14 protein-coding genes are annotated in these 13,553 nt (G+C 40.1%); 7 read left to right on the top strand and 7 right to left on the bottom strand.

Annotated features, from left to right (window positions below; translation table 11 throughout):
- Positions 1-53 precede the first annotated feature (53 nt).
- A complete protein-coding gene (gene pyrE / locus BM073_RS15235; protein WP_091655192.1) occupies positions 54-698 on the top strand; it encodes an orotate phosphoribosyltransferase in 645 nt (214 codons plus the stop codon).
- Positions 699-813: 115 nt separating this feature from the next.
- On the opposite strand, the gene BM073_RS15230 is transcribed toward pyrE, so the two are convergent.
- The 7 genes from BM073_RS15230 to BM073_RS15200 all read right to left on the bottom strand — a co-directional run bounded on the left by BM073_RS15230 (position 814) and on the right by BM073_RS15200 (position 6,937).
- Positions 814-2,004, bottom strand: coding sequence for a hypothetical protein (locus BM073_RS15230; protein WP_091655191.1), 1,191 nt, complete (start codon positions 2,002-2,004; stop codon positions 814-816).
- Between the two features lie 4 nt (positions 2,005-2,008).
- On the bottom strand, positions 2,009-2,839 hold the full coding sequence (locus BM073_RS15225) for a type 1 glutamine amidotransferase (protein ID WP_317042671.1): 831 nt from the start codon (positions 2,837-2,839) through the stop codon (positions 2,009-2,011).
- Between the two features lie 41 nt (positions 2,840-2,880).
- Positions 2,881-3,999, bottom strand: a complete 1,119-nt coding sequence (locus BM073_RS15220) for a carboxylate-amine ligase (RefSeq protein WP_217643119.1) — start codon at positions 3,997-3,999, stop codon at positions 2,881-2,883.
- An 18-nt stretch (positions 4,000-4,017) separates the two neighbouring features.
- Entirely contained in the window at positions 4,018-4,974 is a 957-nt protein-coding gene (locus tag BM073_RS15215) for an ATP-grasp domain-containing protein (RefSeq protein WP_091655190.1), read from the bottom strand.
- 19 nt (positions 4,975-4,993) lie between these two features.
- Entirely contained in the window at positions 4,994-5,707 is a 714-nt protein-coding gene (locus BM073_RS15210; protein WP_091655189.1) for an esterase family protein, read from the bottom strand.
- A gap of 105 nt (positions 5,708-5,812) precedes the next feature.
- Positions 5,813-6,334, bottom strand: a complete 522-nt coding sequence (locus BM073_RS15205; RefSeq protein WP_091655188.1) for a hypothetical protein — start codon at positions 6,332-6,334, stop codon at positions 5,813-5,815.
- 81 nt (positions 6,335-6,415) lie between these two features.
- The gene (locus tag BM073_RS15200) at positions 6,416-6,937 is read right to left on the bottom strand and encodes a gamma carbonic anhydrase family protein (protein ID WP_091655187.1); all 522 of its coding nucleotides are present in this window, start codon (positions 6,935-6,937) and stop codon (positions 6,416-6,418) included.
- Positions 6,938-7,062: 125 nt separating this feature from the next.
- Between BM073_RS15200 and BM073_RS15195 the strand changes: the two genes are divergently transcribed.
- From BM073_RS15195 to lptE, 6 genes are all read left to right on the top strand, one after another.
- On the top strand, positions 7,063-7,785 hold the full coding sequence (locus tag BM073_RS15195) for a YceI family protein (RefSeq protein WP_091655260.1): 723 nt from the start codon (positions 7,063-7,065) through the stop codon (positions 7,783-7,785).
- Positions 7,786-7,841: 56 nt separating this feature from the next.
- Complete coding sequence (locus BM073_RS15190) at positions 7,842-9,077, top strand: anthranilate synthase component I family protein (protein ID WP_245756435.1); 1,236 nt, start codon at positions 7,842-7,844, stop codon at positions 9,075-9,077.
- Complete coding sequence (dinB, locus tag BM073_RS15185) at positions 9,067-10,167, top strand: DNA polymerase IV (RefSeq protein ID WP_262481191.1); 1,101 nt, start codon at positions 9,067-9,069, stop codon at positions 10,165-10,167. Before BM073_RS15190 ends, dinB begins: the two co-directional genes overlap by 11 nt.
- Before the next feature lie 85 nt (positions 10,168-10,252).
- Positions 10,253-11,731 carry a tRNA (N6-isopentenyl adenosine(37)-C2)-methylthiotransferase MiaB gene (gene miaB / locus BM073_RS15180; RefSeq protein WP_091655186.1) on the top strand — a complete coding sequence of 493 codons (1,479 nt, stop codon included), beginning with the start codon at positions 10,253-10,255 and terminating at the stop codon, positions 11,729-11,731.
- Complete coding sequence (locus BM073_RS15175) at positions 11,728-13,023, top strand: sigma-54 interaction domain-containing protein (RefSeq protein WP_091655185.1); 1,296 nt, start codon at positions 11,728-11,730, stop codon at positions 13,021-13,023. Before miaB ends, BM073_RS15175 begins: the two co-directional genes overlap by 4 nt.
- Complete coding sequence (lptE, locus tag BM073_RS15170) at positions 13,007-13,546, top strand: LPS assembly lipoprotein LptE (protein WP_091655184.1); 540 nt, start codon at positions 13,007-13,009, stop codon at positions 13,544-13,546. Before BM073_RS15175 ends, lptE begins: the two co-directional genes overlap by 17 nt.
- Positions 13,547-13,553: the final 7 nt, after the last annotated feature.

The raw sequence follows: 13,553 nt of genomic DNA, 5'->3' as shown, positions 1-13,553 counted from the left end.
AAAAAAATCACTTACCACAACCCGAAACCATCATATTCACTTATTTTTGAAACATGGAAATTTTAGACTCTTCAATTGCTGCTGAAGTAGCAGACCAACTCTTGCAAATCCAAGCTATCCGACTTCAACCCGAAAAGCCCTTTACCTGGGCCTCAGGATGGAAATCCCCCATCTATTGTGACAATAGACTTTCACTTTCTTTCCCCGCTGTCAGAGATTTGATAAAGGAAAACCTGGTGAAAAGTATCCAACATTTTTATCCGGAAGCAGAAGCCATTGCGGGAGTTGCCACTGCAGGTATTCCACAAGGAGCACTGATTGCCAATGATCTGAAGCTTCCATTTATCTATGTGCGGTCCAAACCTAAAGGACATGGAATGGAAAACATGATAGAGGGAAAAGTCACACCGGGACAAAAAGTGGTGGTCGTTGAGGATTTGGTATCTACAGGGGGAAGTTCCCTGAAAGCGGTACAGGATTTGAAAAATGCCGGATTTGAAGTAATGGGGATGGTAGCAATATTTAGCTATGGATTCTCTGTTGCGGATGATAATTTCGAGGAAGCAGGGATCAAATTGGTGGTATTGTCAAATTATGAAGCCATGTTACCTAGAGCTGTAGAAAAGAAGTATATCAGTGATGAGGTTTTAAAATCGCTTGAAACTTGGAGAAAAGACCCCGCTAACTGGACTCCATAAGACCAATATGGGACACTTTATTCTCTAATGAAAAAGTCAAAGTCTTCTCAGGCTTTGACTTTCTTTTTTAGGGCTTTTCAAACCTTTTAGGATTCAAAAACACAAAGACAGGCATTTACTTTTCGAAAAATCCAATAGAACCTCCTACCCAGTCTTTGTCTTTGTTAAACTTTACCCCAATCATCTCCCCTCTGCTTAAACGGGATAAATTGCCAACCAAAGTTGGAGATTCATCTTCCTCAGGCCAAAGCGCCAAAACTCTTACTTCTACCTTTACTCCTCCTGTTGGAGATTGAATTACGGGTTCATATTGCACTTTCTTTTGAAGAATATACAAATCCTTCTGCTTCACTTTTTCAATATCCTCCTTACTCACATTGAATATTACTCCGGCTCCAGAAAAAGAAAAAAGAGGCTTTAATACGTAATTTTCCAAATCCTCAGGTATTTCCTTCAACTCACTTAGTAAAGTGGTCTCAATAAAATATGGACCTCTCAGATAAGGCAAAATAAATTTTGAAATTCTAGTATACCAATTGGGGTGTCCTGCCCACTCCACATCCAATTCCTCTTCAAACCTGAATTGCATCTTTAAATCAGGTCTGGCATTGAGTTCGTCAAAGATTACCCGATTGTAGATCCTCTTTATCTGAATTTCTTTCCCCTTTTCGTTTGTATAAAATAATTTCTTTCCCTCTTTTCGAATTTGAGTTACGCAAACAAAAGGCACTTCCAAATCCTTTTTGCAGTAATAAAAATCAATTTTCGTATTCTGCTTTTCAGGCTCGATTTCCAATAAAATTACCTCTTCCGGCTTATATACCCCGAGGACCACTTTTTTAAGAATTTCTAAATACTTCTCAGAATCTACTCCAGGGAAATAGGGTGTCAATTCGGAAAGGAATGGATAGGTCCCTTGAAATTTTTGATTCAGGTTATATTGAAAATTAAATACAGAAGGAAAACCCTGAACTTCAATCAACTTGGGAATCAATTTTCCATTCTCCATGCAGACCCCAAAGTCAATGGCCAAAAACTGGGTATGTGCATCCTCATTGGGCACAGAAACATTCAGGTCAATCGCTTTTTGGGTCAATTGCTTGAAATCAGGCCTTTTAATGAATTGAATAACCTCCTGACTCGCTTCAACCAATTGCTTTTGAAATTCCTCTGGGATAAAAAAAGGAGTTTCCGCGATTCTAAAAGTCGGTCTATGATCAAAATCCCTGTCAATGGAATTTAAAAATTCAGCGTAAGATTCCTCTGAAAAATGCTGATTAAATAAACGCCTGAATTTTTCTATCATATTATTATATCATCACTTCCACGGAGCGATTGGTCAATTTTCGAATTGAATTAGCTAGGAAATTCGGGATCAATGTTTCATTGGTTTTGTAGATTTTCTCTTCGTCAACCAAATCCTCCAACATGCTTCTAAACTTACCTTTACCCTTTAATGCAATAATTTTCTCCCTTACATCCGGTTTTTTCAGATGGTTTAAAAAGGAAACTGGATCTGCTTCCGGGTGAAATTGAGTTCCCACAATTTCCTCAGAAAATCGAATAGCCATCAAAGCTCGCTCATACTCTACATGATTTCGGATTTTCTCCAAAGCGATCACTTGAGAACCCAAAAGTTTGAATTTTCTCATTTTCGGCTGAACAACCTGAAAATCCCGGCTATCCACAGCCCAAAAAGGATTGGGAAGATTCTGGAACAATGGATCTTTAATCCCATCGGCAGTTTTATGAATAGTCATTACTCCAAAAGAGGTAGACTTTCTCTTTGTGATTTCACCCAAACCAAAGTGCTTGCAAGCCATCTGGAAAGAGTGGCAAATCAACAGTAGGTATTTCTTTTTACTATGGTTTTGATTCCAAATCCAAACCTGGTCCAAAAAGTCATAGTATTTCAAGTCCCAATAGCCATTTCCTTCCAGTGGATTCCCTGGACCTCCCGTGGAAATAAACAGGTCGAAATCCCTGATTTCAGGAATCTCAGCCTTTCCTCTTACATCGAATATCTTATAGGTAACTTCCTTGGAAAAGCGCTCCACGATTTCTCGGATACAGCGCATTCCCTGATTGGGTTCCCCATCATACATATCCAAAATAGCCAATTGCAACTTTCTCTTACCCACCTTTTTTCATTTAAATTCCAGCTACAAAGGTACGCAAATGATTAGATCCCTTGGTTAAACTTGCCTGTGATATAATCGACTACTTGCTTTAAATCATTGGTCTTTTCAAAAACAGCCAATTGCTGATCAGCTCCTGTTCCATTTTTCAAAATGGTATGCACATATTCGATTTCGTTTCTGCTTCCCAACTCATCTACCACATCATCAATAAAATCAAGCAATTCCATGATCAGTTCGGTAGTAGGCACCTCAGTCTTCTTGCCAAAATCAATTAATTGTCCCTCTATTCCATTTCGGGCAGCCCTGAATTTGTTTTCTCTAATCAGTGCAATTCGGTAAATATTAAAGCTGGTATTGCTCATCATAAGCTTGTAAAGCTTAGCTACCACAGCTTGAATGATGGCTACGATGCATATCGTCTCATCAACCGTCAGGCACATATCACAAATTCGGAATTCTATAGTGCTGAAAAATGGATGCATGCGCAAATCCCACCAGATTTTCTTGGGATTATCTATGCAATTGGTTTTGACGAGGATTTCCAGAAAGTTGTCATAAGACTGTACCGAATCAAAGTATTCGGGTAACCCGGTTCTCGGGAACTTAGCGAAAACCTTGGCTCTAAAAGCTTTGAATCCCGTATTCCTTCCCTCCCAAAAGGGTGAATTTGTAGTCAATGCGTAAATATGAGGCAAAAAATAGCAAGCCTGATTCATCAATTGAAGGGCTACTTCTCTATTTTCTATTCCCACATGCACATGAAGTCCAAAGATTAAGTTGGACCTGGCAATATCCTTCAGCTCATTCACAATGTTATGGTAGCGCGGATCATCAGTGATCTCCTGATCTTGCCACTTAGCAAATGGGTGTGTACTCGCGGCACCTACTACCAAGTCTTGTTTTGCTGCCAATTCGGAGATTTTATTCCTTAAATAAGAAACTTCTTTTCTGGCCTCTCCTACATTTTTACAGATATTGGTTCCAACCTCGACCACAGATTGATGCATTTCAGCCTTCACCTGTTCCCTTAGCACTATTTTCCCTCCGTCCACGATTTTGGACATATGGGACCTGAGATCTCTGGTTTTGGGATCTATGATTTGATACTCTTCTTCCACGCCCAAGGTAAAGGGGGGAAGCTTTTTGATTGAAGCGCACATAGGCTTTTGGTTTGAGTTTTAGAAGCGCTTGGCTGCTTCTACAGAATTTCTCATGAAAGTTCCCCAAGTAAGATTCATCTTCCCGGGCTTTTGGGCTTTGGCGTAGCTGATCGCCATTTTCGCTGCCTCTTCCACTACCCAGTCAAAGTTTTCCTGACCAACTGAATTGATATCTGCATCCGGTGCAGGGTTACCGAAATCGATGGCATAAGGGATTCCGTCCCGAACAGCAAATTCCACGGTATTAAAATCGTATCCCAATCCTTTACATAGAGCTAGGGTATATTCCTTCACTTTTGCCAATAGCTTTTTGGAGGCAGGAGGCCCATCAATTACATAGCGAAGATGATGAGGATTTCGGGGTTCATACTGCATGATTCGAACAGCCTTTCCTCCCAAACAATAGACTCTAAAGTATTCATCAAACACAATTTCTTCCTGCAGCAACATCACCAATTGCCCGGTTTCAGGATGCTTTTGAAAAAACTCTTCTTTGTTTTCCAATCTATAAACATTTTTCCAGCCTCCACCTGCGTAAGGTTTCATATAAGCCGGAAAGCCTATGTAATTGAACATGGAGTCCCAGTCCAGAGGAGCTGCCAGATTTCTAAATGACTTACTGGTAGTGTCTGTTGGGTGTTCAGCTGACGGTAATAAAACAGTTTTCGGCAATGGTACTCCCAACTGATCCGCCAAGCAATTATTAAAGAATTTATCGTCTGCACTCCACCAAAAAGGATTATTGATCACTGCGGTGCCAGTCAAAGCAGCATTTTTCAAATAGGCTCTGTAAAAGGGGACGTCCTGAGATATTCTATCTATAATGACAGCGTAATCAGTCAGTTGATTTTGTACTACCTTATCAATTTTTACAGCTTCAGCGACTATGCCTTTTTCTGCCTTTTGATTGACTCTCTCCACAAAAGCATGAGGAAAAGTATCTTCCATTCCGAAAAGTATTCCGATTTTTTTCATTGCTATTTATACCAAAGGGTTAATTAAATTTTATTCTACTGAGATAATGGGGAAACATTTCTTTCCACAAAGGCCAGTCGTGATGACGCTCTTGCCTCACATCCAGCCAATGATTCAAATTCTTGTTTTTCAGGCATTCATTAAGCTTGAGATTAGCATCAAAGCAGATATCCCAATTGGAAGTACCTAATACTATATCCATATTCCAGAGCTCTCCATCCATCAAGCCGGGTAGGTATTCTAGAGGACTATTGTAATAAATATCATCATGATGATATCCGTCCATAAAATCCCGGATATTGAATGCCCCAGACATACTGAACATATGGCTCACATAGCCGGGATGCCGAAAAGCGAAATTGGCAGCATGATATCCTCCAAAACTACATCCCGCCATGACCACTTTTGCTACTGAGGTATTCAGTCTGATCCTTTCCACGATTTCATGGCAGATCATTTTATCATAAGCTATATGATTCTGAATCCTATCGTGAGGGTGTATATTTTTGTTATAAAAAGACTGAGCATCATTGCTCTCGGGACAATAAATCTGAATCAAACCCTGCTCCAAATACCAATGAGCTGAGCCAATCAAACCCATGTCCTTATTTTCGTGAAACGAGCCTTTGGAAGTTGGAAAAACTACAACAGGATATCCTGCATGACCAAAAACCAGCATTTGCACATCCCTGTGAAGGTTTGGCGAATACCACTTTATAAATTCTTCTTTCATAAATAATCAAATAGACCTGATGAGTTGATAGGTCTATTGGTAAAAACTATTCAAAAATTTCCCCAAAAGCAAAGAACCTCAGAGAAAGAGTATAGAAAGAATGAATTATGCCTTGACTTCCTCCCTCTCCTCTTTGGAAAGGGCTTTAGAATGTAGAATTTTAAAAAGGCCTCCCAAAATAAAAAGCATCAATACCCCCACTAAAATCCATTTCGAAGTCGTAAAAACAGAGGCAAAAATCGCCATACTTTTATTCACATCAGGAAAAGAATTTAAAATCTTTATTACCAAAAGGTTTTCGCCCAAATCCATTAATGCAATCAGGAAAGGAAGCTTGATGAATCCTCTATTTCCCCAGATTTTAAACAGCAGACCATAGAATGCCAGAGAATACAATATCATGTAAGGAAAATCCAGCGTCCAAACTCCCAGACGGTAAATTTGCCTGGTTTCCAGATCCATGGTTTCAATAGATTGGTAGGCCTCTCCGAAGGTATAAGCGAACTTCAGGTCAAGAGCCTGATCTTTTGGCATGAAGAAAGACAGAAGAATGTTGAAGAGAATTACCAAGGCAAACAAAACTATTAAGTGGTTTTTCTTGCCTACAAAATCCAATAACTTAGTCATAAAAAGTAGTTTAAAAGTTTGTTAAAAGTAAGAAAATCAGCCGCTTTTAAAAATGATCCAAATCAAAAAAATCCGGTTAACTCACTCATTTTTTGAAAACCATTTAGAGTACATGGGATAATTTTTGGCAGTACGCTCAATAACTTCCAACATTTCAGGTCCGGTATCTTTTACCTTTTTGGCTGGCATGCCCGCATAAATACTGTTGGCCTCAACGACCGTATTGGCCAAAACGATTGCTCCAGCGGCAATCACGGCGCCTGAGTGCACAATGGCCCCATCCATCACTACAGCACCCATTCCGATCAAAACATCATCATGAATTGTACATCCATGAACAATGGCATTATGGGCAATGGAAACCCGATTACCTATATATGTACCAGCCTTTCTATAGGTACAGTGAATTACTGCTCCATCCTGAATATTGGTGTCATTTCCAATTCTGATCTCATGAACATCTCCTCGAATGACGGCATTAAACCATACTGTGCAATTATCTCCCATGATCACATCTCCAACCAAGGTGGCGTTAGGTGCCAACCAACATTCTTTCCCCATTTGTGGAGATTTACCGTTCACTTCCATTATCAATGCTTTCATCACTTTCGGGCTTTTGTTTGACTCAAAAACAAAAATTGATAATTTTTTTTGAACTCTGTGAACTTTTTAACCAATTTTGAGTTTCCGTGTATATACATCAAATAAAGAAACTAAATCAAACCATTATGAAGTTTATCAAACAAACCGGACTATTCTTAGCCGCTGCAATGATTACATTCGCTTGTAGCAAACCAGGTGACACAGTAGAAACTACCGATGCTCAGGAAGTAGCTGAAGGTGAAGGTACTACCCTTTCTTTGGACCCTGCCTCTACTTCTATCGCTTGGAGAGGTTATAAGCCTGCAGGCCAGCATTTCGGTAAAATTCCTGCTACAACTGGTACTTTGACTGTTCAAGGTTCAGAAATCACAGGTGGATCTTTCACTTTTGACATCACAGGATTGAAAATCGAAGATTTGGAAGATGGCTCTGAAGATTACGGAAAACTTTGGGGACACTTGCAATCCGCAGATTTCTTTGATGCTGCAAACTATCCAACAGCAACATTTGAAATCACAGGCGTAGAACCATTTGCCGCTGGTGACATGGTTGCAGATCAGGAGCAATTCGAGACTGACAACACTCCAAAGACAGCTTCTGAGCTTTCTCCAGAAAACCCAACTCATTGGATTAGCGGTAACTTGACCATGAGAGGAACTACCAAAAACATCAAATTCCCTGCTGCTGTAACTATTGAAAATGGTGCGGTAATGGCAAAAGCTGGATTCAACATTGACAGAACAGCTTGGGGATTATCTTATGGTGACGAAGCTAATGCAGTAGACAAAGCAAAAGATCAGTTTATTTACAACACTGTTTCTTTGCAGTTGGACGTAAAAGCTAACTAATCAGAAATTAATCTTAAAAAGAGGAATTCGAACGAATTCCTCTTTTTTTTGTACCTGTGAAAAACGACCTTTTTGAATACCCCATCCAATCGGATCAAGTCATTGAAAGGCTGATCAGATGGATTGACCAGAATTATTCTTTTTATTGTCTTACGTTCGGAAACGGGCATGACTATCCCGAGGGCACTTTTCCGGATCAAATTCTGGCAGGTAACACTGTACTAGAGAAAGGTTCTTTATGGGAACATTCGAATTATCCTGCAGCAGGGATCATTTCTTACGATTACAAAAATCAACTAGAAAAACTCAGCAGCAAGAACCCTATTTTAGTCAAAGTTCCCGATCTAACTTTTTTCAAAGCTGAACTCAGAATCACCTGGGACGGAGACAAAATCTATTCTAACCAAGCTCTACCTGAAAAATCACTTGAAGGGGCAAATACAAAAATTGACTCTACCCCTATAGAGATTCAAGCTTTGACTTCGAAAGAGGAGTACATCCGCGTTTTTGAAGCAATTCAAAATGAAATCATCGAAGGGAATACCTATGAGATGAATTACTGCATAGCATACCAAGCTTCTTTTGAAAAACTGGACCCAATTACCAGTTTTTTCAAACTCATGCAGCTTTCACCTATGCCATTTTCAGGCCTTTTTAAGTCCAATGTAAAGTACCTAATCTCGGCTTCTCCTGAGCGTTTCTTGAAAAAAGAAGCATCCAGATTGATTGCCCAGCCCATCAAAGGAACTTCCAAACGAGGAAAGAATAAAGAGGAAGATGAAGCTAGCAAAAGAATTCTGCTTCAAAGTGAAAAAGAAAGAGCAGAAAATCTGATGATCACCGATTTGATGCGCAATGATCTATCCAAAGTCTCTCAGATTGGATCTGTTCATGTACCTGAACTATTTGGCGTATACTCCTTTCCGAAAGTTCATCAGATGATCAGTACGGTTCAATCGGAGCTTTTACCAAAAATAGGCCTGAAGGAGATTTTTCAGGCGACCTTCCCTATGGGAAGTATGACTGGTGCGCCAAAAATCAGCACAATGGAATTGATCGAAAAATTTGAAAACTTCCAAAGAGGCTGGTTTTCCGGTGCTTTGGGAATAATTCAGGAAAACGGAGATTTCGATTTTTCAGTCATTATCCGGAGTATAGTTGCTGATTTAGAAACTAAGAAACTGTATTTTGCAGTAGGTAGCGCCATCACCATTGATGCGGAAGCGGAGCAGGAATACGAGGAGTGCCTGCTTAAGGCCAGCGCGCTTTTAGAGGTATTACGTGGATCTTGAAAACAGCATAGAGCAAACAAAAATCAGAAAAATCATCCATGTGGATATGGATGCTTTTTATGCTTCTGTGGAGCAATTGGATCATCCGGAATGGAGAGGCAAACCACTGGTAGTTGGTGGAAATGCCGCTCGCGGCGTAGTGGCTGCTGCCAGCTATGAGGCTAGAAAATATGGAATTCACTCGGCCATGTCCTCCGTTTTGGCTGCAAGAAAGTGCCCTCATCTGATCTTCGCCAAAGCCAGGTTTGATAGATACCGCGAGATTTCACATCAAATTCGTGAAATTTTCTACGAATACACAGATTTGGTAGAACCCCTTTCCTTGGACGAAGCCTTTCTGGATGTCACAGAAAATAAAAAAGACATCAAGTCCGCCATTCTAATAGCTAGGCAAATCCGGGCAAAAATCAAAGAGGCAACCGGCTTGAATGCCTCCGCTGGGGTTTCTTACAATAAATTTCTGGCAAAAATTGCCTCCGATCTCAATAAGCCAAATGGGCAAGCGGTCATCCTTCCGGAAGAAGCTGAAGAATTTTTAGAAAAGTTACCGATTGGGAAGTTTTTCGGAATTGGAAAGGTCACCACCGAAAAGATGCAAAAACTCGGGATTCATAACGGCAAAGATCTTAAGGACTTTTCCCTTCAGTTTTTAACCAAAAAATTCGGAAAATCAGGCTTACACTATTATAACATTGTGAGAGGAATCCATCTCTCCGAGGTTCAGCCTCATAGAATCAGAAAATCTCTAAGCGCAGAAAATACATTTGACCGGGATTTGATTACGGTTCAGGAAATGGAAGAACAACTTTTTCCAATTTTTGAAGAAGTTATACGAAGGCTGGAGAAGTCCGGAGTCAAAGGCAGAACGATTACTTTGAAACTGAAATATTCTGATTTTACCCAGCAAACTCGAAGTAAAACCTTGGAACAATATCCTGAAAAAGAACTGATTTGGGAGATAGCAAAGGAATTACTTTACCAGGAAGAAATCCCCAAAGCGGTGCGCTTACTGGGTCTGGGAGTTTCCAACCTCAACATTACAGAAGAACAGACGCATTTTGGAGAGCAATTGAGGATTCCTTTTGAATAAACACTTATTAATAAATATCGTTAAGAAATCTGCCATTTTGTCCGCTTTTTGTTAATTTCGCATCCCTTAAGATTAAAAATACTACATGGACCAACTGATCAAAGATATCGACATTATCACTGGAGAAGAGGCGCAAGCAGTCGATTATAAAACCACCGTTGAGGAAAATACCGGTAAATCCAAGAAAATCTACATTGAGAGCTATGGCTGTCAGATGAATTTTTCTGACTCAGAAATCGTGGCTTCCATCATGAAAGAAAATGGGTACGATACGACTTCGGATTTTCAGCAGGCTGATGTGGTCTTTTTGAATACCTGCTCTATCCGTGAAAAAGCCGAGCAAACAGTCCGAAACAGATTGAATCATTTCAATGCTGTTAAAAAACATAAGCCTGAAATGACTATTGGCGTCTTAGGCTGTATGGCTGAGCGTCTGAAGGATAAATTACTTGAGGAAGAAAAAATAGTAGACGTAGTAGTCGGTCCGGATGCTTACAGAGACTTGCCTAACTTGGTCAATGCTGCTGAGGATGGAAGAAAAGGGGTAAACACCTTTTTATCCAGAGAGGAAACCTATGCCGATATTGCACCAGTAAGGTTAAATTCCAACGGAGTGACGGCCTTCATCTCTATCATGAGAGGTTGTGATAATATGTGTTCCTTCTGTGTGGTTCCATTTACTCGTGGAAGAGAGAGAAGCAGAGATCCACATTCTATTGTAGCTGAAGCTCAGGATCTTTTTAATAAGGGTTATAAAGAAGTCACACTTTTAGGTCAAAATGTGGACTCTTACAAATGGTCTCCTGAAGAAAATAACAAAGCGCGCCTCAATAAAAAAGAAGGTGACGTCACAGAGGTGGTCAATTTTGCCAATTTGTTGGAGATGGTTGCCCAAGTGAGTCCTCTTTTGAGAGTAAGGTTTTCTACCTCCCACCCTAAGGATATTACTGATGAGGTGTTGTATACAATTAAAAAGTACGACAATATCTGTAAATACATTCACTTGCCTGTTCAATCAGGAAACAGCCGGGTTCTTGAACTTATGAACAGAACCTACGATAGAGAATGGTATTTGAATAGAGTGCAGGCTATCCGTGAAATCCTTGGTGAGGAATGCGGTATCTCTTCTGATATGATTGCAGGTTTCTGTACCGAAACTGAAGAAGAGCATCAGGATACCCTGACCATGATGGATATAGTGAAATATGACTTTTCCTACATGTTCTATTATTCTGAGAGACCGGGAACTCTAGCCGCTAAGAAATATGAAGATGACATTCCTTTGGATGTCAAGAAAAGAAGATTGGCAGAAATCATTTCCAAGCAAAGTCAGATTTCATTTGAAAGAAACAAGCTGGATTTAGGAAAAGAACAAATAATATTGATCGAAGGGACTTCTAAAAAGTCTCAGGATGAGCTGAAAGGTAGAAATTCCGCAAATAAGGTAGTTATCGTGCCAGCTGCAGGATTGAAAATGGGTGACTATGTCAAAGTAAAAATTACAGACTGCTCTCCTGCAACGCTGTTTGGAGAAGTTTTGGAAGTAAATCCAACCTTTGCATGATCACAGCCCAAGAGATACATAGCGTCAAACTCCGCTTTGGAATCATAGGAAATAGTCCCCTACTGAACCATGCCATTCAAGTAGCAATGCAGGCTGCCCCTACAGATATGACGGTCTTGATTACCGGAGAAAGTGGGAGCGGTAAGGAGAGTTTTTCAAAAATCATCCATTCCATTTCTACCAGAAAGCATGGAAAGTTTATCGCGATCAACTGCGGAGCGATTCCGGAAGGAACCATTGATTCTGAATTATTTGGTCACGAAAAAGGATCATTTACCGGAGCTCATGAGGCTAGAAAAGGCTATTTTGAGGTTACCGACGGAGGCTCAATTTTCTTAGATGAAATCGGAGAAATGCCATTGGGAACACAGGCGAGATTACTTCGGGTTTTAGAAAACGGGGAATTCATTAAAGTGGGTTCTTCAAAAGTTCAAAAGACGAATGTTCGCGTCATCACTGCCACCAATGTCAATTTATTAAAGGCAGTAGAAAAAGGAAAATTCAGGGAAGACCTTTACTACAGGTTAAACACTGTTCCAATTTATGTCCCACCTCTGAGAGAGCGTGGAGAGGACGTGGTTTTACTTTTTAGAAAATTTACCTCTGACTTTTCTGAAAAATATCATGTTAAGCCTATTTCTCTGGATGAGCAGGCACAAACCTTATTGGTGCGCTATCCTTTCCCCGGAAATATCAGGCAGCTGAAAAATATTGCTGAACAAATTTCCCTCTTGGAAGAGCAAAGAGAGGTAGATGCAGAAACCTTATCCAGGTATTTACCAGCAGAAAATTCCCGCCTCCCTATGACGCTCCCTAATAATCAGGGAAAAAGCGAAGGGATGGATTTTTCAGAAAGAGATATTCTGTACAAGGTTCTTTTTGATATGAAAAAGGACATGAATGAGCTCAAAAAATTGGTATTGGAATCTTATCAAAGCGGTGGTTTAAACCAAAGTATAATTCAAAAACACAGCGGGCTGTTTGAGGATATGGAGAGCAATTTAGCTCCGGCTGAAAACAAAAGCGACAACAGTCCCAATTACAATGTTCCTCTGGTACTGGAATCTCAGAAGCCTTCTTCTGTAGATACTGATGAGTACGAGGACGAAGCAATTGAAGATATCATTCACGAAGAAGATGACAACTCACTTTCTTTGGAGAAAAAGGAAAAGGAAATGATTCTTCGGGCGTTAAGAAAGCATAACAATAAAAGAAAGTATGCGGCGAGCGATTTGGGAATATCTGAAAGGACCCTTTACAGAAAAATCAAGCAGTATGAAATTGATCAATAAGAACCTTGGCCTAGCACTGGGATTGATTTTTCTATTATTCCAAAGCTGCTCGGTCAAATACAGTTTTACCGGAACCAACATTAATTATGAATTGGTGAAGACATTCTCTGTTGATAATTTCTTCAACGATTCTGGTGGTGGTCCGGCAAATATGGAGCAGCTATTTACAGAAAGTCTGAAAGAATATTATCAGAGGAATACCCAACTGGAATTAGTAAGGAGTAATGGAGATCTTCAGTTTTCCGGTGCAATTAAGCGCTACACATTGACGCCACAATCGGCTGTTTCGAGCGGGAACCCAAACCTACCAGATAGAGCGGGGCAAATGCGATTAACCATTGCTGTGGAAGTGGATTATATCAACCTGACTAACGAAGAGGAAAACCTCAAAAGAAGTTTTTCCTTCTTTCAGGATTATGACCCGAGAACTACTACCCTATTGGACGTAGAAAGTCAGTTAATCGAGGAAATTTTCAAAAACATCATACAGGATGTATTTACTGCAACTGTAGCAAATTGGTAAATTTTCT

Source organism: Algoriphagus ornithinivorans (genome assembly GCF_900115305.1).
Taxonomy (GTDB): Bacteria; Bacteroidota; Bacteroidia; order Cytophagales; family Cyclobacteriaceae; genus Algoriphagus; species Algoriphagus ornithinivorans.
Note: the sequence above shows the minus strand (reverse complement) of the source record. Positions and strands in the feature narration are given on the sequence as shown.

Coding starts and splice junctions, on each gene's coding strand:
- BM073_RS15200 (WP_091655187.1), bottom strand. CDS start 6,937: ATGAAAGCATTGATAATGGAAGTGAACGGTAAATCTCCACAAATGGGG.
- BM073_RS15220 (WP_217643119.1), bottom strand. CDS start 3,999: ATGTGCGCTTCAATCAAAAAGCTTCCCCCCTTTACCTTGGGCGTGGAA.
- BM073_RS15230 (WP_091655191.1), bottom strand. CDS start 2,004: ATGATAGAAAAATTCAGGCGTTTATTTAATCAGCATTTTTCAGAGGAA.
- pyrE (WP_091655192.1), top strand. CDS start 54: ATGGAAATTTTAGACTCTTCAATTGCTGCTGAAGTAGCAGACCAACTC.
- BM073_RS15215 (WP_091655190.1), bottom strand. CDS start 4,974: ATGAAAAAAATCGGAATACTTTTCGGAATGGAAGATACTTTTCCTCAT.
- miaB (WP_091655186.1), top strand. CDS start 10,253: ATGGACCAACTGATCAAAGATATCGACATTATCACTGGAGAAGAGGCG.
- lptE (WP_091655184.1), top strand. CDS start 13,007: ATGAAATTGATCAATAAGAACCTTGGCCTAGCACTGGGATTGATTTTT.
- BM073_RS15195 (WP_091655260.1), top strand. CDS start 7,063: ATGAAGTTTATCAAACAAACCGGACTATTCTTAGCCGCTGCAATGATT.
- BM073_RS15175 (WP_091655185.1), top strand. CDS start 11,728: ATGATCACAGCCCAAGAGATACATAGCGTCAAACTCCGCTTTGGAATC.
- BM073_RS15210 (WP_091655189.1), bottom strand. CDS start 5,707: ATGAAAGAAGAATTTATAAAGTGGTATTCGCCAAACCTTCACAGGGAT.
- BM073_RS15205 (WP_091655188.1), bottom strand. CDS start 6,334: ATGACTAAGTTATTGGATTTTGTAGGCAAGAAAAACCACTTAATAGTT.